19 protein-coding genes and 1 pseudogene are annotated in these 21,112 nt (G+C 56.6%); 14 read left to right on the forward strand and 6 right to left on the reverse strand.

The window, feature by feature from the left end:
• The first annotated feature begins 88 nt into the window (after nt 1-88).
• The gene (gene glgP, locus AYT24_RS07220) at nt 89-2,212 is read left to right on the forward strand and encodes an alpha-glucan family phosphorylase (protein ID WP_010933260.1); all 2,124 of its coding nucleotides are present in this window, start codon (nt 89-91) and stop codon (nt 2,210-2,212) included.
• Nucleotides 2,213-2,229: 17 nt separating this feature from the next.
• Complete coding sequence (locus AYT24_RS07225) at nt 2,230-3,162, forward strand: dihydroorotate dehydrogenase (RefSeq protein WP_164927060.1); 933 nt, start codon at nt 2,230-2,232, stop codon at nt 3,160-3,162.
• Nucleotides 3,163-3,186: 24 nt separating this feature from the next.
• On the opposite strand, the pseudogene AYT24_RS07230 reads toward AYT24_RS07225, so the two are convergent.
• A pseudogene (locus AYT24_RS07230) lies at nt 3,187-4,287 on the reverse strand (DUF4407 domain-containing protein).
• A gap of 211 nt (nt 4,288-4,498) precedes the next feature.
• Between AYT24_RS07230 and ispF the strand changes: the two are divergent.
• A complete protein-coding gene (ispF, locus tag AYT24_RS07235; RefSeq protein ID WP_010933265.1) occupies nt 4,499-4,972 on the forward strand; it encodes a 2-C-methyl-D-erythritol 2,4-cyclodiphosphate synthase in 474 nt (157 codons plus the stop codon).
• Nucleotides 4,973-5,063: 91 nt separating this feature from the next.
• Here the strand turns inward: ispF and AYT24_RS07240 are convergent, their stop codons facing one another.
• Nucleotides 5,064-6,335 carry an ABC transporter permease gene (locus AYT24_RS07240; protein WP_010933266.1) on the reverse strand — a complete coding sequence of 424 codons (1,272 nt, stop codon included), beginning with the start codon at nt 6,333-6,335 and terminating at the stop codon, nt 5,064-5,066.
• Nucleotides 6,336-6,500: 165 nt separating this feature from the next.
• On the opposite strand from AYT24_RS07240, the gene AYT24_RS07245 reads away from it, so the two are divergent.
• The 3 genes from AYT24_RS07245 to AYT24_RS07255 all read left to right on the forward strand — a co-directional run bounded on the left by AYT24_RS07245 (nt 6,501) and on the right by AYT24_RS07255 (nt 9,976).
• Nucleotides 6,501-7,706: a 6-phosphofructokinase gene (locus AYT24_RS07245; RefSeq protein ID WP_010933267.1), complete on the forward strand. Its 1,206-nt coding sequence runs from the start codon at nt 6,501-6,503 to the stop codon at nt 7,704-7,706.
• Nucleotides 7,707-7,881: 175 nt separating this feature from the next.
• The gene (locus AYT24_RS07250; protein ID WP_010933269.1) at nt 7,882-8,793 is read left to right on the forward strand and encodes a branched-chain amino acid transaminase; all 912 of its coding nucleotides are present in this window, start codon (nt 7,882-7,884) and stop codon (nt 8,791-8,793) included.
• 10 nt (nt 8,794-8,803) lie between these two features.
• Nucleotides 8,804-9,976 (forward strand): ATP-binding protein, encoded by a 1,173-nt coding sequence (locus AYT24_RS07255; RefSeq protein ID WP_010933270.1) that lies wholly within the window; start codon nt 8,804-8,806, stop codon nt 9,974-9,976.
• Between the two features lie 133 nt (nt 9,977-10,109).
• Here AYT24_RS07255 and cutA read toward each other — a convergent pair whose 3' ends face one another.
• Both cutA and AYT24_RS07265 read right to left on the reverse strand, forming a co-directional pair.
• Nucleotides 10,110-10,448: a divalent-cation tolerance protein CutA gene (cutA, locus tag AYT24_RS07260; protein ID WP_010933271.1), complete on the reverse strand. Its 339-nt coding sequence runs from the start codon at nt 10,446-10,448 to the stop codon at nt 10,110-10,112.
• A gap of 14 nt (nt 10,449-10,462) precedes the next feature.
• Nucleotides 10,463-11,557 carry a M24 family metallopeptidase gene (locus AYT24_RS07265; protein WP_010933272.1) on the reverse strand — a complete coding sequence of 365 codons (1,095 nt, stop codon included), beginning with the start codon at nt 11,555-11,557 and terminating at the stop codon, nt 10,463-10,465.
• Between the two features lie 150 nt (nt 11,558-11,707).
• On the opposite strand from AYT24_RS07265, the gene trpD reads away from it, so the two are divergent.
• The 5 genes from trpD to AYT24_RS07290 all read left to right on the forward strand — a co-directional run bounded on the left by trpD (nt 11,708) and on the right by AYT24_RS07290 (nt 15,768).
• Nucleotides 11,708-12,763 (forward strand): anthranilate phosphoribosyltransferase, encoded by a 1,056-nt coding sequence (trpD, locus tag AYT24_RS07270; RefSeq protein WP_010933273.1) that lies wholly within the window; start codon nt 11,708-11,710, stop codon nt 12,761-12,763.
• Nucleotides 12,764-12,849: 86 nt separating this feature from the next.
• Nucleotides 12,850-13,842 (forward strand): chlorophyll synthase ChlG, encoded by a 993-nt coding sequence (chlG, locus tag AYT24_RS07275; protein ID WP_010933274.1) that lies wholly within the window; start codon nt 12,850-12,852, stop codon nt 13,840-13,842.
• Between the two features lie 142 nt (nt 13,843-13,984).
• Nucleotides 13,985-14,203, forward strand: coding sequence for a 50S ribosomal protein L28 (gene rpmB, locus AYT24_RS07280; RefSeq protein WP_010933275.1), 219 nt, complete (start codon nt 13,985-13,987; stop codon nt 14,201-14,203).
• Between the two features lie 70 nt (nt 14,204-14,273).
• The gene (rnhA, locus tag AYT24_RS07285; protein ID WP_010933276.1) at nt 14,274-14,714 is read left to right on the forward strand and encodes a ribonuclease HI; all 441 of its coding nucleotides are present in this window, start codon (nt 14,274-14,276) and stop codon (nt 14,712-14,714) included.
• A gap of 13 nt (nt 14,715-14,727) precedes the next feature.
• Nucleotides 14,728-15,768, forward strand: coding sequence for a hypothetical protein (locus AYT24_RS07290; RefSeq protein WP_164927061.1), 1,041 nt, complete (start codon nt 14,728-14,730; stop codon nt 15,766-15,768).
• A gap of 5 nt (nt 15,769-15,773) precedes the next feature.
• Here the strand turns inward: AYT24_RS07290 and tilS are convergent, their stop codons facing one another.
• Entirely contained in the window at nt 15,774-16,769 is a 996-nt protein-coding gene (tilS, locus tag AYT24_RS07295) for a tRNA lysidine(34) synthetase TilS (protein ID WP_010933278.1), read from the reverse strand.
• A 188-nt stretch (nt 16,770-16,957) separates the two neighbouring features.
• Here tilS and AYT24_RS07300 point away from each other — a divergent pair, with 188 nt between their 5' ends.
• The 3 genes from AYT24_RS07300 to recN all read left to right on the forward strand — a co-directional run bounded on the left by AYT24_RS07300 (nt 16,958) and on the right by recN (nt 20,162).
• Entirely contained in the window at nt 16,958-17,608 is a 651-nt protein-coding gene (locus AYT24_RS07300) for a phosphatidylserine decarboxylase (protein ID WP_010933279.1), read from the forward strand.
• A 147-nt stretch (nt 17,609-17,755) separates the two neighbouring features.
• Complete coding sequence (gene tatA, locus AYT24_RS07305; RefSeq protein WP_010933280.1) at nt 17,756-17,959, forward strand: twin-arginine translocase TatA/TatE family subunit; 204 nt, start codon at nt 17,756-17,758, stop codon at nt 17,957-17,959.
• 496 nt (nt 17,960-18,455) lie between these two features.
• Entirely contained in the window at nt 18,456-20,162 is a 1,707-nt protein-coding gene (gene recN / locus AYT24_RS07310) for a DNA repair protein RecN (RefSeq protein WP_010933282.1), read from the forward strand.
• A gap of 282 nt (nt 20,163-20,444) precedes the next feature.
• On the opposite strand, the gene AYT24_RS07315 is transcribed toward recN, so the two are convergent.
• The gene (locus AYT24_RS07315; protein WP_010933284.1) at nt 20,445-21,032 is read right to left on the reverse strand and encodes a hypothetical protein; all 588 of its coding nucleotides are present in this window, start codon (nt 21,030-21,032) and stop codon (nt 20,445-20,447) included.
• Nucleotides 21,033-21,112 lie beyond the last annotated feature (80 nt).

A 21,112-nucleotide genomic window follows, 5' to 3' on the forward strand; every position in this document is an offset into this window, starting at 1 on the left:
CATCCTCCTCAGGGATGCAGTTCTGTAAGATACTCCGTTTTCTGAACCTGCACCACCTGAGGAACGAGGCAAAATCTACAAATCAAACATGTCAAAAAGCATTTCTGTCGTAAAAAAACTCTCCCGAAACCTCTGGTGGTCATGGGATACCGAAGCCAAATCGCTCTTCAAAAACCTTTCGCCGCTCCTTTGGGAACGGGTCAATCACAACCCGGTCGAGCTGCTCAGACATATTTCGGCCGATGAACTCGAGGCGCGATGCGCCTGCGAACTCAGCAGCACGATCGACGATGTGAACAAACGGTTCGAAGATTACATGGCCGAAAAGAACACCTGGGCCGCCCAGCACGCCCCCCAGCTCGTCGCCAACCCAGTCGCCTACTTCAGCGCCGAATTCGGCATTCACGAAAGCCTCCGCCTCTACTCGGGCGGCCTTGGCATCCTCTCGGGCGACCACATCAAGTCGGCCAGCGATCTGGGCCTCAATTTCATCGGCATCTCCCTTTTCTACAAGGAGGGCTATTTCCGCCAGTACCTCAATCACGACGGCTGGCAGATCGAGAATTATCCGCTGCAATACCCCGAAAGCCTGCCTATCGAGAAGGTCACGACCGCGGATGGAAAGGATCTGATCATCGAAGTCATCATCGCCCAGAGCACCGTCTTCGCCCAGGCATGGAGCCTGAAGGTCGGGCGCGCTACGCTCTACCTGCTCGACACCAATATCCCGGCCAATGAAATGCATTACCGCGATATCTGTTCGAGGGTTTACGGCGGCGACCAAAACATGCGCATTAACCAGGAGATTCTGCTCGGCATCGGCGGCATCAAGCTCCTGAAAGCGCTGAAAGTCGAACCCGCGGTCTATCATATGAACGAGGGCCACTCGGCGTTCCTGACGCTTGAACTGCTCGCTGATGAACTCGCCGAGGGTCGCTCGTTCGAGGAGGCCAAGGCGAAAGTCAAGGAGCAGTGCGTTTTCACTACGCACACGCCCGTTCCGGCTGGCCACGACCGTTTTTCGCGCGACATGATGCTGTACACCTTCTCGAAGTACGTGGCGCTTTGTGGCATGGAGATGGAGGAGGTGCTGAGACTCGGCGCCGAAAATCCGGCGGACACCTCGGGGCTCTTCACCATGACGGTGCTCGCCCTCAGGCTCTCCCGCTGTGCCAACGGCGTCTCGAAATTGCACGGCGAGGTTTCGCGCGAGATGTGGAAGCATCTCTACGCGACGGACGACCCGAAAGAGGTGCCGATCGGCCATATCACCAACGGCATCCATACCAAAAGCTGGAGCAGCGGCTTCACAGAACGGTTCTGGAAACATCATGCAAAAAGCCTCGATGAGCTGTTTGCATCGAGGGAGTCGGCGGAAGCGGTACTCTCGAAGGTTTCCGACAGCGAGTTGTGGTGTCTGCGCTACCAGCTGAAGCGCAACCTCATAGACTACATCGCGCGCTATCTGTCGAACCAGCTCTACCATCAGCATCAGTACGCCACGCCGTACAAACCGTGCGACTCGTCAAAATCGGCCAAAAGCGCGCTGTCGCCCGACGTGCTGACCATCGGTTTCGCCCGGCGATTCGCCACCTACAAACGCGCGCCACTGATTTTCCAGGATCTCGACCGGCTCAACGCCATTGTCAACCACCCGACCATGCCGGTGCAGATCATCTTTGCTGGCAAGGCCCACCCGCACGACGACGCAGGAAAGGAGTACATCCGCCAGATCGTGGAGCACTCGCACCGCCCGCAGTTCCTCGGTAAGGTGGTCTTCCTCGAAAACTACAACATCGGCGTGGCCAAGCGCCTCGTTTCCGGTGTCGATGTCTGGCTGAACAACCCGGTCAGGCCGATGGAGGCCAGCGGCACCTCAGGCCAGAAAACGGTGCTGCATGGCGGTCTGAACCTGAGCATCATGGACGGCTGGTGGTGCGAGGCATACAACGGCACCAACGGCTGGTCGATTGGCAGCGGCGAGCAGTACGAGAACTACGATGAGCAGTACCGCTTCGACGCGAACAAACTGTATGAAGTACTCGAAAACCAGATCATCCCGACTTTCTACGAGCGCAACGAGCACAACCTTCCGGTCAGATGGCTGAAGAACATCCGCAACGCCATCGCGACCATCGCACCGGTCTACAACACCGACCGCATGGTCAAGGAGTACACCATGCGCTACTACCTCAAGGAGCCTCGCCCCTGAACCATCGAAACAGCATTATGACAACAACGACCATGAACTCCCCTGCCGCCGTCAAACTCGGCAGGGGCCTCAACCTCCGCTCGCCGGTCATGCTCGCCTCCGGCACCGTTTCTTACGGCGAAGAGCTTTCGCAACTGTGCGACCTTTCGAAAATCGGCGGTCTGGTCACCAAAGCCATTTCGCCCGAACCAAGGACCGGCAATCCGCCGCAGCGCATCGCCGAAACATCCTGCGGCATGATCAACGCCATCGGATTGGCGAATGTCGGCCTCGACAAGTTCGTTTCGGACAAGGTGCCATTTTTGCAGACACTCGACACACAGGTCATTGTCAACATCGCGGGCAAATCGATTGACGACTACTGCCAGGTGGTCGAACGGCTCGACACAGTCGAGGGCATCGCCGCTTACGAACTGAACCTTTCGTGCCCGAACGTCAAGGGCGAATGCATGATCATGGGGGTCAGCCCCGACGCAACCCGCGAAATTGTCTCCACGTTGCGCAAGCAGACCAGGCGACACCTGATGGTGAAGCTCACGCCAAATGTCACATCGATCAGTGCGATTGCCCTCGCCGCCGAGGAGGCTGGCGCGGACTCGGTCTCGCTCATCAATACCGTGGTCGGCATGGCGGTGGATTACCGCAAGCGCAAGCCGCTGCTGAAAAACGTGACCGGCGGCCTCTCCGGCCCGGCTATCAAGCCGATTGCGCTGGCCAAGGTGTGGGAGGTGTCAAAAGCCGTAAAGATTCCGATTGTCGGCATGGGCGGCATCGCCTCGTTCTCAGACGCGATGGAGTTCCTGCTCGTCGGAGCCAGCGCCATCCAGATCGGCACCATGAACTTCGTCTATCCCGACATCGGCGAAAAGATCGCCGTGGCGATCGACAAATTCTTCTCGCAACCTGACGCTCCGGCATTTCAGGAGTATGTCGGCAGCCTGATGGTTTAGGAACACGTGAAGCAGTGGGGAGACCTACCTGCGACGCCGGTAGCCGGAGAATCTGTTCCTGCGGCCTGGCATGGAGCGAAATGATGGCGTGTTGTAATGGCGCACCGAACGAGGGCTGTCAATGAGCGCGGGATTGGCGAGACGGGCGATGATCCTTGCCTCGCTTTCACGAATATCGACGTCGGATGGGCCTGCATCGGACAGCAGTTTCACAATCAGAGGGGCGCATTCAAAAGCGATAATCAGCAGCGTGATGAACGTCACCGCGTGGGCCGATGAACGGCTGACGTCGTCAGTTGCGTGGGTCAGCGCGCCAAGTGCCCAGTTTCGATCTGCAAAACCGGCTTTTGATGCCTTCTGATCGAGCATGGCGTCCGAAAGCATGAGATTGCTGTTTATGCCCTCAACCTCTTTTTGACGATTCACGAACTCTTCGAGCGATGCCAGTTTTCTGGCCAGATAGTCCAGCCGGGCCTGTTTGGACTGTATAACAGCCTCCTTGTTTTTCGCATAACTGCCATATCCGACAATGCCTGAAGTCGTAGAGGTCTTGTCGCCAAACACTTCGGCCTTGAGCTCTTCACGTAAACGGGCCGTATCCCTGTCGAGCTCGTCATACTCACTCTGGTGCCTTGAGATCATGGAAAGTTCAAGGGCATAGTTTGTCTTGAACGACTCCTGCAACCGCGTAATCTGCGCCTGCTGATCGGCGAGGTAACGCTCCTTGAGCTTCTCGCGTATCTCCTTGTCGAATATTTTGAGTTCAAGCGGGCGGGCAATCACGATGGCAATGAGAACGGCAAGCACCAACCGGGGTGAAGCCTGATAGAACTGCGTCACTCCTTTCGAGGTTTTCTTTATGCTTGAAACGATGTAACGATCAAGATTGAAAATGGCCAGTCCTCAGAATATCCCGAACAGTATCGATGCAAACCAGTCGAAAGGGGCTCCTGCGAAAACGAAGTAGAGAGCATAGCCGCCGGAAAGGGCGGCAAACAGGGCAGTAAAAAAGATCGTCGCACCTATGCCGAAGTATTTGGCATGTTCGGTTGGATATTTTTCTATGATCTCGACCGGGGTGCCGGCACAGATCCAGAAAAAGCGCTGCAAGCGTCCATCATTCATGATATTATCTCCATAAATACCATTTCTGTACCTCCCGAAACACCCTGATAAAGTGCAATTTAAAACCCGTCATCCAAAACATTCAATGCACCTCGACACCTTTCCCGGCCTTTTCAAATTGGAACGAAAGGTTCTGTATTTACCCGTTTTGTTCTATCTTTCAGCCCATATCGCTGCATAGACACCAATCCACCACCAATTTACAGAGAACATGCGTATAGGAATCGGCATAGACGTTCACCAGTTTGCAGAAGGCCGGAAACTCATCATCGGCGGAGTTGAAGTGCCCTCCCCGATCGGACTCCTCGGCCACAGCGATGCCGATGTGCTGCTGCACGCCATCAGCGACGCCCTGCTCGGCGCGGCAGCTCTTGGGGACATCGGCAAGCACTTCCCCGACACCAGCCCCGACTACAAAGATGCAGACAGCATGGAGCTGCTGAGGCATGTCTGCAAGCTTCTTGAACAGGAAGGCTACAAGCCGGTCAACGTCGATACCATGCTGCTGCTCGAAAAACCGAAAATCGCTCCCTACATCGACCAGATGCGCCGCAACATCGCCCGCTGCCTCGGCCTGGAGATAAACGCCGTGTCGGTCAAAGCAACCACCAACGAAAAGCTCGGCTATGTAGGCCGTCAGGAGGGTGCCTGCGCCCATGCGGTGTGCCTGATTGAAAATGCCTGAATGAACGCATGTTTTCCGCGTCGTGAATGGCTTGATGACAAGGCTGACGAAGCACGGCAAGCGGGACGCACAACAGAGGAAAACATGCAGTTTACCCCACCTCCCCGCGCAGGACGCGCACCGGCAGGTAACTCGTGGCTCGGCGGGCTGGCCCCACCGAAGAGATCACGGCAATCAGAATGCCAAAACCGATCACGATGAGATGTGCGTCAGGTGTTTCAGCAACAAGAAGCCGATCACTGCTGATAACGCCCGCGCTGCTCGGAGCGAAGCGTATCCTGCTGATAAGGTCGCAAATCAGATGCCCCACCGGACTGCCAACCAGCGAACCTGTGGCGCCAATGATCAGCCCTTCGAGCATAAAAATGCGCGTAATGCTTCCCCGCTGAACGCCCATGGAGCGCAGAATGGCGATATCTTTCACCTTCTGGAGCACCACCGTTGTCATCACCGACGACACGCCAAGTCCCGCCACCACGAACACGAAACTCACCAGTACCAGCGTGATTGTACCGTTACGATTGTAGAAATCGATCACATTCTTGTTGCTTTCGCTCCAGCTTTTGGTTTCGTAGCCGGTAAGTTTCTGAATCCTCGCCGCAAGCGCGTCTGCCTGGCCGATGTTCGCAATCCGCAGGCCGATGCCAGTCACGGTATTCGATGCCAGCGACTCCATCCGCTGCGCCAGCGCCAGATTGACGTAGGCCTCTTTGTCGTCCTTGGTGTTAAAGCCGCTCCTGAACCGCCCCACGACCATCACCGGATATTCATGTCCCTCCTTGTCCACCAGCATGATCGTATCGCGGTATTTCACTTTCAGCTTCTCGGCCAGCATCGAGCCAAGGATGATACCGTTCGGCGTCCAGCCCAGCTCGGTGAGCGCCTCGGGGTCGAGCAAATTCTTTTTCAGCCCGGCGATTTCACCTTCGAGCGACGGCACCACCCCTTTGGCGAAGCAGGAAGTGAAGCGGTTTTTGTTGCGGGCAAGCAGCTTGCTGGTAACATAGGGTGAAATATCGACCACCTCCCTCATCGGACTGACGGTCGCAATCACCTGACTGTAGTTCTTGATCACCACCTTGCGGTCGGTCGTCACGTTCTTGCGGACAAAGGCGATCCTCCCCTGCATCATTCCGACGAGGTTGTCGGGCACCTCCGGCACCACCCTGTCTGCGCCGATGGTAATGTGCGGGGCAACATCGATGAGCTTCAGAAAAACATTCAGCGACGACCCCCGCGCCACAGCGATGGTGGTGATCATCATCGCCGAACCGACCGCCACACCAAGCACCGTCAGCGAGGTCTGGCGCTTTCTCTCCCGCAGGTGCACCCAGGCAAAGCGAAAATGGTCAAGGAAGGTCATATTCTGACGGATTCAGGGGATTTCAATGCACCGTATTTCATCATGCAACAATGAAATATCAGCCAAATACTCTATCTTGATTTCATACCGTACACCATGCAACAATGGTGTAATAAATCAAATTAAGCTGTCAAAAACTAACTTGAGGAACGAGGAGGGAGCAGCGTGAAAAAAATCGGAATTCTTACCAGCGGTGGCGACTGCGGCGGCCTGAACGCCGTCATCAAGGGTGCCGCACTCATGGCCCTGAACAAGGGGCTTGAACTGTATGTGATCCCCAACGGCTACGCCGGACTGTACAACCTCCTGAATCAGGACCGGTTGGTCAGGCTCGACGAGGCCCGTCTCGACCAGTTCCAGGCCAGCTTCGCCGGCTCGGAAGCCGGCCACTCGCGGGTGAAAATCAAGGCGATCAGCAACCCCGACAAATACAACCGCATCAAGGTCGGCATGAAAAAGTTCGATCTCGACGCGCTCATCATCAGCGGCGGCGACGACTCCGGCAGCGTCATGATCGACCTGAACCACAACGGCATCCAGTGCATCCACTGTCCAAAGACGATGGATCTTGACTTGCAGACCTACTCGGTCGGCGGTGACTCGACCATCAACCGCATCGCCCAGTTCGTCGAGGATCTGAAGACGACAGGACGTACCCACAACCGCGTGCTGGTCACGGAGGTGTTCGGACGCTACGCGGGCCACACGGCCTTCCGCAGCGGCGTGGCTGCCGAAGCCGACTGCATCCTGATTCCGGAAATCCCGGTTGACTGGGATGTCGTGTACGAGCACATCGTCGAACGCTTCACCCGCCGCATCCGGCAGAGCGACGTGCACAGCGGCACCTATACCATCGTGGTCGCCGAGGGCATGAAGAACGCCGACGGCACGGACATCGTCGATGAGTCGGCAGGCATCGATGCATTTGGCCACAAAAAGCTCGCGGGCGCGGGCAAGTATGTTTGCCAGGAGATCAAGAAGCGCTTCAAGACCGACCCGCGAATGCCGCAGTTCATGAAGGATACCGGCATGTTCGTCGAGGGCATCTACGAAATTCCGGAGGTGCGCGAAGTCCATCCGGGCCACTTGGTGCGCGCCGGGCACTCCTCGGCCTACGACATCAACTTCGGCTTCGAGGCTGGCGCAGCAGCGGTATTGCTCCTGCTTGAAGGCAAAACCGGTGTGACGATCTCCAAGGTCAAGGGGCGCAAAATCGAGTACATCGAAGCCTCAAAGGCGATCGAACAGCGCTATGTCGATCTCGACCAGGTTGCCATGTACGAATCGATCGGCACCTGTTTCGGCAGAACTCCGGCAGCCTACGAGCCGATCCTGCGAGAAGTTGACGGCGTGTACGAAAGGATTTATTGAGTGCAAACGGCCTGAGTGGGCGCTGCGGACGAACCGCGTTCACTCAGGCCATCAAGCCCGTTCCACTCTATCGTCCGCGCTCAAATGAGCTCCTCGCCGCTTTCAAAAAAGCCAAAACAGACTATCTTAGAAGAAAAATTCTTTACCGTTTTTTTCACTCAATTTCATCAGTTTTATGGATAACTCGCTTAAAATATGGATGAACGGCGAACTGGTCGGCTGGAGTGACGCCAAAATCCACGTCATGTCCCACGTCGTCCACTATGGTTCGTCAACCTTCGAGGGCATCCGCTGTTACGATACCGTCAAAGGCTCGGCGCTGCTCTTCCTCGACGAACATGTCCGCCGCCTCTGGGAATCTTCGAAAATCTACCGCATAGAGATTCCCTATTCGGAAACCGAGATCAAGGACGCCATTATCTCGACCATCAAGGCCAACAACCACAAGGCCTGCTACGTCCGTCCGCTGGTTTTCCGTGGTCAGGGCGCGCTTGGCGTCAATCCGCACCGCGCCTCCATCGAGGTCGCCATCGCGACCTGGGAGTGGGGCACCTACCTCGGCGAGGATGTGCTTGAAAATGGCGTGGATGTCAAGGTCTCCTCATGGCACCGCCTCGCCCCGAACACCCTGCCCTCATGGGCCAAAGCAGGCGGCAACTACATGAACTCGCAGCTCATCAAAATGGAGGCGCTGTCGGACGGTTACGCCGAAGGACTGGCGCTCGACCACAACGGCTACGTTGCCGAGGGCAGCGGCGAAAACATCTTTGTCGTCAGGAACAACATCATTTACACCCCGCTGGCCGCGCAGTCGATCCTGCCGGGCTTTACCCGTCACGCTGTGATGCACATCGCCAGGGAGCTTGGCTACGAGGTTCGCGAAACGCCCATTCCGCGCGAGGCGCTTTACATCGCCGACGAAATCTTCCTGACCGGCACGGCTGCCGAGATCACCCCAGTCAGAAGCGTTGACAGAATCCCGATTGGCAACGAACACCGCGGCCCGGTCACCGAAGCCTTGCAGCACGAGTACCTCAAAATCGTCCATTCCGGAGAAGACCCATACAACTGGCTGACCTTTATTTGAGCGGAGGGGCATGAGCTGGAATTCGATTGTCGGTCACGAACCACAACTCCGGGTGCTGAAAACAGCGCTCGGAGCCAACCGTTTGGCTCATGCCTATCTCTTTACCGGTCCCGAGGGCTCAGGCAAGGAGAGCGTGGCGTTTGAACTCGCCAAAATTCTCAACTGCCGGAGCTCCGGCAACCTTTCGGGCGAAGGCTCGTGCGGCGAATGCGAAAGCTGCCGCCAGACCGACCTGCTCATGCACCCCAACATCGAGTACCTCTTCCCCGTCGAAGCAGCCCTGCTCGAAACCATCGATCCGTCGAAAAAAGAGAACAAGAAGCTCACCGAAGCTCGGGAGCGCTACGAGGCGCTGCTCGACGAAAAGCGAAAAAATCCATTCTTCACGCCCGCTATGGAGCGTTCGATGGGCATCCTGACCGAGCAGGTGGTGATGTTGCAACAGAAGGCCTCGCTCGCCCCGCGCGACGGCGGCAAAAAGGTGTTCATCATCTCACAGGCCGAGCGACTCCACCCGACCGCGGCCAACAAGCTCCTCAAGCTGCTCGAAGAGCCACCGGCGCACGTCGTGTTCATTCTCGTCTCGTCGCGGCCCGAATCGGTGCTGCCAACGATCCGCTCGCGCTGTCAGCTCCTGAACTTCGCCCGCCCGCGCCCGGCGGAGATCGAGGCGTGGATCGCCCGACGCGCTCCGCAGCTGGACAAAACCGAACGCCACTTCATCGTGAGCCTCTCACGCGGCAACCTTTGCAGCGCGCTTGAACTGATCGAAGCCGAAACCGGCGAAGGAGCTGCCCCGGCGGTGGTCGGCATCCGCAACAAAGCCATCGACTACCTCCGCAACATCCTCGTGCCTGCGAAGTTCCACGAAGCCATCGGCACGTGCGAAGAGCTGGCCAAAAGCTCCACGCGCACAGAACAGCTCATCTTCCTCGACGCCTTGCTGCTCTTCTTCCAGGACGTCACCCGCCGAAGCATCGACCACGCCTTTCCGGAGCTCAACAACCCCGACATCGCGGCAAACACCGACCGCTTCGTCAAAGCCTTCCCAAACCGCGACCTCTACCGTGCCTCAACGGCCATCGAAGAAGCCATGCGCTCCATCAACCGCAACGCCAGCGTGCTCTTGGTGATGGCCGGTTTAACGGCGGAGTTAAGAGGAATTTTGCAGGGGAAAAGGTAAGAGAATAGGACTGAAAGGACGGAAGGAACAGCAAGGCATAATAGAGCTGACACTCAGAAACATCATCTTTACTTCTTCCTATCAAACCCATACGTCCCATTTCTCTGACGGGCAGCCGATCGGCCTGGCAAGGCTACTTGCTGCTACCCGTCATCGCATCCAGCCAGGCAAGATATTCAGGCGATCCGCCGGTAATTGGCAGTTGAATGATCTCCGGGACGTCGTAAGGGTGGTATTCCTGAATGTAGCTTTCGAGGGCGTCGTATCGTTTCTTTGTCGTTTTGATGAAAAGCGAGACTTCGTCGTCGTTTTGCATCTCGCCATCCCAGAAAAAGAAGCTACGAATGTCGGACAAATGAACGCAGGCCGCAAGGCAGTTTTCGAGAATACCTTGCGCCAGCTTTTCAGCCTCCTCACGGCTTGGGGCCGTCGTAATGACCATGCAATAGCCGCCGGATTTTGATTCGCTCATAATTCACCACGCAATTAAAGTTCGATAAGCTCCTTGGTAAACCGCTGCAACGGTTCCGCGCCGTTGGGGCCGAGGGCTACCATGTCTTCGATGCGCACGCCGAAGCGGCCCGGAAGGTAGATGCCCGGTTCGATGGTGAAAAGCGTGCCTTCGCGGAGTGTGCCGGTAGAGGCTGTGCCGACACGCGGGGCTTCGTGCACTTCGACGCCAACACCGTGGCCAAGGCCATGACCGAACGCTTCGCCGTAGCCTGCAGCGGCGATGAAGTTACGCACCTCAGCATCGAGGTCGCGGGCGGCCATTCCGGCTTTCGCTGCGTCGATACCAAGCTGCTGCGCCTCCTGCACAATGCGATAGACCGTCCGCTGCTCCTCGGAAACCTTGCCGAAGGCGACTGTGCGAGTCTGGTCTGAGGCGTAGCCATCGACAATGCAGCCCATGTCGATAACGATCAGGGCCCCCGGCTCGAAGGCAACTGCGGTCGGCTTGGCGTGCGGCATCGCACCACGGATGCCTCCAGCCACAATGGGGTCGAACGAGTCCTTCTCCGCACCGAGCTTGCGGTGGCGATAGGTAATTTCAGCAGCGATGTCGATTTCGGTGACGCCGGGGCCGATCATGCCGATCACCGCTTCGAGCACGGTTTCGCTGAGGGCGACAGCGCGACGCATCCGGTCGAGCTCCTCGATGTCTTTGATCTCGCGAAACTCGTCGAAAAATGACGAAACGGGCGTAAACTCACGGTTACCCATCTTCTCCGAAAGCTGCTGCTGCTCGTGCCAGGTAACGTGGTCGGCCTGCAACGCCATGCGATCTCCGAGCCGGAACAAACCTGACGCCAGCTCGACCGGAAGCGGGTCTTTGAGAATCACCGTAGCAATGCCACTCGTCTCCTGACGAACCTGCTCCTGATACCGGAAATCGGTAAAAAGCACGGAGGTTGAATCTCCGGCGAAGAGCAGTTTGGCGTTGGAACCACTGAAACCGGTCAGCCAGCGAATGGTCGCCAGATCGGTCACCAGAAGAGAGTCCAGGCCGGCAGCGGCCATTTTTCTGAAAATTTTAGCGCGCAGGCTACTGCGATAGGTATGAAGAAGGTCTTGCGACATGAATCGGAAAACAGAATGAAAAAATCGCGTCAGCCGCCACGAAACGCTCATCTGCTTTGTGCAAAAGGGCTTTTGTTGCTAAAGGGGCCGACAGTTAGTATAATGTAAGCGAATAATTTCTTCATTTCGACCCCGCTTTGCATCACTACTATGCGTCAACAGGAGATTCTTCAGAAGCTGCTGGAGGGCCACGACCTTTCCCGGCAGGAGATGGAAACGTGCATGAACTCAATCATGGAAAACCGGTTCACCGATGCCGGCACCGGAGCCATACTGGCGCTGTTGCAGAAAAAGGGAGCCACTCCCGCCGAGGTAATCGGGGCCTGTGCAAGCATCGTATCGAAATCCACACCGGTCACGCTCGACCAGCAGGCTGTCGATACCTGCGGCACGGGCGGCGATCACACGGGCACCTTCAATATTTCGACCGCCGCAGCCTTTATCGCCTGCGGCGCGGGTATTCCTATTGCCAAACACGGCAACCGCTCGATCACCAGCAAGTGCGGCAGTGCCGATGTGCTCGAAGCACTCGGCTACCAGGTCGATCTGCCGCCCTGCGCCACCGAGGAGCTGTTCCGCGAAACCGGCTTCGCCTTCCTCTTCGCCCCGCTTTACCATCCTTCAATGAAGGCCGTGGCGGCCATCCGCAAGGAGCTTGGCATCAAGACAATCTTCAACATGCTCGGCCCGATCATCAATCCGGCAGGGGTGCGGCGGCAACTCATTGGGGTGTTCGACCCTTCGGTGATGGATATTTACGCCGAGGTGCTCCTGCTCAACGGTTGCGAACACGCCATGCTCGTCCACGGCAGCACGGGCAACAGCATGGGCCTCGACGAACCGAGCGTCTGCGGGCCAACCTCGATGATCGAGCTGCATCAGGGACAGATTATCCGCCACACCGTCGAGCCGGAAGATTTCGGCCTCGGCAGGTGGGATATCGGCGAGCTCGCCGGAGGCGACAGCCACGTCAACGCGCAGATCATCCGCGAGATCCTCGACGGTTCGGCACCGCAGGCCAAAATCGACGCCGCACTGTTCGCCTCGGCCATCACCTGCTACGTTTCGGGCAAAGCCTCCTGCATCGACGAGGGCATGAGCCTGTCCAAAGGAAGCCTCGAAACCTGTGAAGCGCTGGACAAGATGAACCTGATTATTAAAACGAACCAGCGGCTTGCGCAGAAATGCGCTTCGGCAACAAACTAACGGGTTTCTGAATACCCTTACAATTTGCTGGAAAACATGTATTATATTTGCTGTCTGTTTCCAGCCGAAGTAAGAATCTGTACATCATGAACGGAAGCGATACGCTCAATCCTGAACTGCAACTGAACATCGACGAAAAGCTGCATCAGTCGGGGATCAGCCAGTCCAGGCAGAAAATCATCCGGCAGGCCCTTGAAAATGTCAACCGGCCTGGATTCCGTATCGAGCCCTCCGCGATCCTGCCGCTCATGAAGCCTGTCACCTGGTTCCCTCCAATGTGGGCCTTCGCCTGCGGCGTGGTCTCGACGGGCGAAAGCGTCACGGACAACATCTCGATCCTGGTCAGAGGCGTGATCCTCGCCGGACCGCTGATGTGCGCCATGTCGCAGACAATGAACGACTATTTTGACCGCGAGGTCGATGCGATCAACGAACCCGAGCGTCCGATTCCGTCTGGCAAAATCTCCAAGCAGGCAAGCTGGCTCATCACCTTCGGGCTTATTCTTACCGGTTTTGCGGTTGCCCTGTCGATTCATCCCTATGTGATGGCCATCGCTTTTGTCGGCGTCCTGATGTCGCATGCCTACTCCGGCCCACCCATCCGGGCCAAGCGCAACGGCTGGTTCGGCAACCTGATTGTCGGCCTGGCTTACGAGGGCGTGGCCTGGCTTACCGGCAGCTTTGCGATCACGCAGGGCGTGCCGTCGAAGGAGTCCATCGCCCTTGCCATCATCTTCTCGCTCGGCGCGCACGGCATTATGACGCTCAACGATTTCAAATCGGTGGTAGGCGACAAAATCCGCAAGGTTGCCTCGATTCCGGTGCAGCTTGGCGAAAAGAACGCGGCTATCCTCGCCTCGGCAGTCATGGACATTGCCCAGATCGCAGCCATCGCGATCCTTGTCGCCAAAGGCTCCACAATCCCGACCGCCATCGCAGTGACGTTGCTGATTGCCCAGCTCCCGATGCAGAAAATTCTCATCGACCATCCCGCAGAAAAAGCGGTGTGGTACAACGCTTTCGGCACGCTTCTTTACGTGCTCTCGATGATGGTCTGCGCGGTCGGCATAAGGCCGTAACCCGTAAGCTCTCGCTATTCATTCAGCTCGGCCTGATCTGACTGATCTGTCCGATTCTTTACCCCGCAGCATAAAAAGCGTTTCGTTTTCTCCTCATAATTGCTTATACTCCGTATCATTTTTAACGCCAATCGATCCTATCATGTCCAAAGTTTGCGTGCTGACCGGAAAAAGGCCGAAATACGGCAATAACGTTTCCCATGCCAATAACCACACCCGCACCCGTTTCGAACCGAACCTGCATACCAAGAGAATCTGGATCGAGGAAGAAAGACGCTGGGTCAAGGTTCGCCTGACTGCCAAGGCGATGAAGATCATGTCCAAGACCGGCACCGCCGAACTCGCGAAGCTTCTGAAGTAAGCGTCACCAGCAGTGAAAATCCCAAATTAATTGAGAAGGCTCATCAGCAGGTGAGCCTTTTTTATTATCGATGGAAAAAACGATCACGATCTACACCGACGGCGCGTGCAGCGGCAATCCGGGCAAGGGCGGCTGGGGTGCGCTGCTCATGTATGGCAGCAGCCGGAAGGAGATTTCAGGGTACGATCCGGCCACGACCAACAACCGCATGGAGCTGATGGCGGCCATCAAGGGGCTTGAGGCGCTCAAGGAGCCTTGTCGGGTGCAGCTCTATAGCGATTCAGCATATTTGGTCAACGCGATGAACGAAGGGTGGTTGAAACGCTGGGTAAAAAACGGCTGGAAAACCGCTGCGAAGAAGCCGGTGGAGAACATCGACCTCTGGCAGGAAATCCTGAAGTTGACTACATTACACCGCGTCACCTTTCACAAAGTCAAGGGCCACAGCGATAACCCGTACAACAGCCGGTGCGACGAGCTGGCCCGGCTTGCCATCAAGGAAAACTCCTAACCTGTCCCGACCTATGAGCGGCAACGAGTCCATGCCTGCAACGCCTCAAATGCAGGCACCCAAAAAGAAAGGCCCAAAGGTCATCGCCACGCTGTTTGTCATCTTCGTAATCATCGCCGCAGCTGGCTGGTTCTGGATCAACTGGGAAAAACCGCGCATCGCGCCCGAGCCGCTCTCGCCGGAACTCACGACGATCATCCAGAATATGCCAGGCATCTCCGACGCCATGATCTATGTCGGCCTGAAGGATATTCGCGAGAGCAAGTTCTGGAACGAAGTCGTGCCGGATTCGATCAAGAACAGCCCGCTCCTCAGTCTCGGAAAAAGAACCGACAGCCTGATGAAGGCTGGCAACATCAACCTCACGAACGATCTTGACACGCTGCTCGTCGGATTCCAGCGTTCGGGAAGAAAACAGCAGAACTATATCGGCATTGCCTGCGGTCCGGTCGCCCGCAAAGCGCAGGCCCCGTTCCTCAAATCAGCAAGTCTGCAAACCGCGGAGGTCGCCGGCCGGCAGGCGTATGAAATCGACAGCACGCTCTGGGTCAGCCCGATGGGCACGAACCGGCTGGCCATCGCCAGCAGCAGCAACATGCTGGAAAAATTCTTCAAGCCATCCGGCCATCTGTTCGAGCGCGATTCAACGACAGCTTCGCTGATCCGCAAAACCCCCTACAAATCGCATGTCTGGTTCGCCCTCGCCTCACCGCAGTGGACGGCAGGCGCGCTACAAAGTATCACCTCTCAGAATCGCGACGTCAAGTCGGTCGGCAATCTGAACCGTTTGCAGCAGATTTCAATGTCGGTGAAGTTTGACGATAATGGGCTCAAGGGGCAATCCGAGTGGGTTTACAAGGATCGCCAGGCAGCTTTCTTCGCGTCAACCTTCCTGTGGGGCGCTATCAAGCTGTCAAGCATCTCCGGCACGAGAACCTCGGAATCGACCAAGGAGCTGCTCAAACACCTCAAGGTGAGCCAGAACCTCGAATCGGTCATCGTCACGGCTGACCTGCCGGAGACCATTTTCAAGAAAAGCGGCAAAAAGGAGTGAGCACGTTACCGATGATCTGATGGATTACCGGTTTGCCGGAATCGCAGGAATCCGTCATGCAGAACCACCTCGACGCCCGCGCCAGCCGGAACGCTCCGGCCCGCCTGATTGTCGAGCAGTCCCGCAATTCTGTTCAAGACATTGCTGCCCACCGAAAGCCCCTGTAACTTCAAGGCCCGCTTCAGAATCTCTTTTCGCTCGAACATCGATAGTTGCCGCATCGTACCGACGTGCAGCTTGCCGCCTGCAAGGTCGAGGCCTGGATGCGCTTCGAGCAGGCGCGAGATGTGGAGATCGATGAACTCTTCGAGTTCGCCCGCATGTTCTGAAATGCGTTGCAGCGACGGCATGAGCTTGTGCGCAAAACGCTCCTCGATCACCGGAATCACACGATTGCGGATAAAATTACGGTCGTACTCGATTCCTTCGTTGGTGTGATCATCTCTCCAGACGACCCGTTTTTCTTCGAGATATGCTACGATCTCCCGTCGGGTAAAGGGCAAAAGAGGTCTGATGATTGCACCGTGCCGTACCCGAATTCCCCGCAGACCTGAAATCCCTGCGCCACGAAAGAGATTGAAAAGCACGGTCTCGGCATTGTCATCGCTGTGGTGCCCGGTGGCGATCCGGGTATAACTGGCCTCGCGGCAAAGCTCGCCGAAAAAGTCGTAACGCAGCAAGCGGGCCGTCTCTTCAATCGATTTTTTCCAGGCTGATGAGACCGACGCCGTATCGAATCGCCGAACATGAAAGTCGATGCCAAGCTCGGCGCACGCATCGCGGACGAACGATTCGTCGGCATCACTCGCATCCCCACGCAGCATGAAATTGCAGTGCGCCACGCCGAGGCGGCAATGCAGCACCGACGCAACCGACGCAAACAGATGCAGCAGCGCCATCGAGTCCGGGCCGCCGGAAACGGCCAGCAGCACCGCGTCGCCGTTCGCGACAAGCTTCTGCCGATGCATGTTTTCAAGAAATTTTTTCTCGGTCTTGTTCACTGGATCGTTTGTCGATTTGCTCGATGTGGAATTGGCGCTCGATGCGGCACTCCCGGCCATCGCAGAGCATCATAATATATACGCTCGGCCGTTTTTGCAATCCCGACAACGGCCTGCCGACCGGGTGCAATGATGGTAAATAAGACAAATTTGGCTATCATAAAGCCTGAAATCAGGATTATAAGCTCATGCGCATTGCACCATACGGAACCGGCAGCGTCGTCAAAACCGCCATTTTCTGCTTCGTCATTTTCATCACAGCTCTTTTTCTACCGCAACCCGGAGGCGTGATTCTTGCCACCGCGGCGCTCGGTTTTCTGCTGTTCACACTTTATTTCTATCGCGATCCCGAACGCAAAATTCCTGACGGAAAAGGCCTCGTCATCGCTCCCGCCGACGGAAAAATCGTGCTGAAACAAACGCTCGACCACCCGGTTACCGGGCCGGGTTCGACGCTCGTCAGCATCTTCATGTCGCCATTCAACGTCCACGTGAACCGGATTCCCGTCGATGGTCTGGTGCGCGATCTGCGCTACCATGAGGGCAAATTTCTGATGGCCTTCGACCATCGCAGCATGACAGACAACGAGCGGATGGAGATCACACTCGACACCGCCGCTGGCCCCCTCTGGTTCTGCCAGGTTTCGGGATTCGTTGCCCGCAGGATCGTCTGCGATCTTGAAGCTGGCCAGGAGGTGGCCTCCGGCAAACGATTCGGCATGATAAAGCTCGGATCGAGAGTTGACATTGTCCTCCCCTCCTCGATACAGATCAAGGTTAAGGAGGGGATGAAAACCACCGCAGGCGAAACAATTTTGGGCCAGACCGGAGGTTTTTGATCGAAAACTTTTTGGTTTCAAGACCTTCTTTGTTAAGTTTTCATTGCAATCACACACAGTCTACCAGCGCCATGAAACAGTAATCGCTCAATTGCAGCGCAATCGTTTCAAGACGCATCTATTTGTACACTTTCCGGAGATACATCCATGTTCGGTTTAGGCGGCCAGGAACTCGTTCTCATTTTGCTCATCGTCCTTCTCCTGTTCGGCGCTCAGAAGCTGCCCGAACTGGCCAAAGGACTCGGCAAGGGTATCAAGGAGTTCAAAAAAGCTCAAAATGAAATAGAAGAAGAGTTTAACAAAGCGACAGACGATTCTTCCAGCAAAGAGAAAAAGGAGACCAAGGCCTGAGGCCTTCCCCTGTTCCCAAGTCAATCCCGCGTTGTCGACGCGATGAATCAGTATGTACAGCAGACCGGGACAGATGGATCCAGTAAACGGCCATGCCGATCTATCATAACCGACAGCAAGATGCGCCCCATCCATCTTACTGTCGTCTTTTTCCTGCCGGTTGCTGCGTCTGTGACCAATAACGGAAACCAAGAGCTTTTGCGGAGACCTTCTTGCGACAGCTGGGCCGCATGACGACCGTATCGAAATGAATGCTGTTCGATCCGTTCTGCAAAGATCCTGCGGCGACCAGCCTGATTTCGCAAAGCCCTACACCCCAAACACGACACCCGTTGATCTAAACGGGATAACCACGTTCTACAATTACCTGTGAGCCTCACCCGATGCACGCACTGAAGTGCTGGCCCGGTAACGGCATGCCGTATTTTTCAATCACGCTTTTTTAGCGTTATCTTTGAAGCTGTCAACCCGCCGAACTTACATAACGCTCCGTCTCATGCTCAAAAGCCTCTACGTCAGAGATTTCGCGCTTATCGACGAACTTTCGGTCAGTTTCGCGCCGGGCCTAACCATTATCACCGGCGAGACCGGCGCGGGCAAGTCGATTCTGATGGGTGCGCTGAACATGGTGCTCGGCGAGCGGGCAAGCGCGGAGGTGGTGCGAGCCGGGGCGCGAAAGGCGGTGATCGAGGCGGTTTTCGGCGGCGAGCACTACGAGAACATCGGTGAAATGCTCGACGAGGAGCAGATCGAACGCACACCGGAGCTGATTCTGCGGCGCGACATTTCCGCGACGGGCCAGTCGCGCTGCTTCATCAACGACACGCCCTGCACGGTTTCGCTACTCAAACGTGCCGGGAAGCAGCTCGTCGATCTGCACGGCCAGCACGACCACCAGCTCCTCCTGCACACCGAAACCCATGCCGGGATGCTCGACGGCTTCGGTCTTTTGCACGCCGAGACCGCGCAATACCGGAACACCCTCGAAGAGTATCGCAAGCTGCGCCACGAGCTGCAAAGCCTCAACGAACGAGCCGATATGCTCCGCAAAAAGCGAGACTTCATCGACTACCAGTACAGGGAGCTCGACGCGGCAGCTCTCGTCGAAGGCGAGGAGCGCTCGATTGACGAGGAGATCAACCTGCTCGAAAACGCTGAAACGCTTTTCAACCTCGGCACGGCGTTGGGCGAACACCTCTACGCATCGGAAAGCTCGGCCTACACGACACTCTCTTCGGCGGTGCATCTGCTCGAAAAGCTCAGCGCAATCGACAAGAGTTTCGAGCCATGGCTTGAAGAGCTGCGCGGCGCGACGGCCACGGTTGAGGAGCTGAACCGCTTCGTCGGAAGCTACATCGACGGCATCGACTTCAACGGCGACCGCCTCGAAGCGCTGCGCGAGCGGCAGATACTCTTGCAGCGGCTCGCCAAAAAGCACGGCAAGAGCATCGACGAACTGATCGCCCTGCGCGACCGCCTCGCCGAAGAGCTGTCGCTCGAAGAGAATCTGGCGGGCGAACTGACGACCATCGAAGCCGAAATCCAGAAGGCGCGGAAAGCGCTCTCGGCGTCGGCGGAGACGCTCTCGGCGCATCGGCGCGAAGCCGCCGAGCGACTCGAACAGGAGATCATGACAGGCCTCGCAACGCTCGGCATTCCGCACAGCACCTTCGAGGTGCGCTTCACCCGTGAAGCCTTGCCGGACGGCGACATCGAGATCGACGGCACGCGCTACCGGGCGTTCGACAACGGCTGCGACCGCATCGAGTTCATGATTTCAACCAACCTCGGTGAATCGCCGAAGCCGCTAGCCAAGGTGGCCTCCGGCGGCGAAATCTCGCGCGTGATGCTTGCCATGAAAAGCGCACTCGCCCGCTCGGCAGAACTGCCAATCCTCGTCTTCGACGAAATCGACACCGGCATCAGCGGCAAGGTAGCACAGTCGGTCGGCTTCAGCCTCAAGCGCCTCTCTCGGATGCACCAGATCATTGCCATCACGCACCTCCCCCAGATTGCCGCAATGAGCGACCTGCATCTGGCTGTCGTCAAACGCATCCAAGCCGACCGCACCCTCACCGGCGTCACCCCACTCGATAAGGACGAACACGTACGCGAAGTAGCCCGCCTTTTCAGCGGTACAGAGATCACCGAAACCTCCCTCCAGCTCGCCGAAGAGCTGATCGAAGCAGGAAGATCGGCGTGAAACCTGAGAGCCACCTGGGAGCGCCGTCCCGAAAGCTTTCGGGATGGCATCTTTTTTTTCAGGATGACACCGCCCCCGTCCCAACAACAGCCGATAGGTGGAATCTGAATGCCCACCCCGCCGCCCTGTCGCGATGCGAATCCGGTTTATCGCGGCTCAGAAAAAGATCGAGCACCCCTGGAAAAAATCATAAAAAAGGCGGCACAAGCACCGCCTTTTTTCCTTTCGCTGTAATGCAAAAACCGGCCATCGCGTTACCGGCTATGGACTTGCATGGTGACGTTACTCTCCTGACCCACCATTTGCGGCTTTCTCCATCTCCTCGGCAACATTGACCTCCTGAACGGTGTGGCGCGCCGGAATCGCGAATTTCGACGCCGAACCGACGACGTTTTCCTCGATGCTTGCCGCTTTCGTGGAGATGCTGCCCATTTCACTTTTCAAAACGATATTCTTGTACATCACGCCATAAACACGTGCATCGGACTGCTCCTTGCTCATGGCAACCGAGTACTTCTTGCCAGTAACTCCCGCAATCGTCTCCGTCCCCTCCTCGCGGTAATCCATGTTTTTCTTCAGCTCATTGACATCCAGGGATTTGGCCATCGCCTGCGCCATCTCCTGAAACTCCCGGAGGTCGCTCTTTGTCGTCACCTTGCTGGTTTCATCCTTGCCGTTGACGGTTTTCTTGATTTCGTAGGAAATACCGGTATGACCATCAGTGACCTGCATGGTATGCTCATACGTCTTGATTCCCATGACATTCGATTCCGTAACCCTTTCCACAGCCTCTTTTCTGCCATAATCGTCAAAATAGAGCGTTTCGGTAGTCGTTCCCATGCCCATGAGCTTCTGCGGCTCATAATGCACAATGCCCGATTTGATTTCATAACACTTCGGGAGCTATTCGCCTGAAAGTGAAGAGACCGCCTCGGATACCGGGTTATCCG

The sequence above is a fragment of the Chlorobaculum tepidum TLS genome, from assembly GCF_000006985.1.
In the GTDB taxonomy this organism is placed as follows: Bacteria; Bacteroidota; Chlorobiia; order Chlorobiales; family Chlorobiaceae; genus Chlorobaculum; species Chlorobaculum tepidum.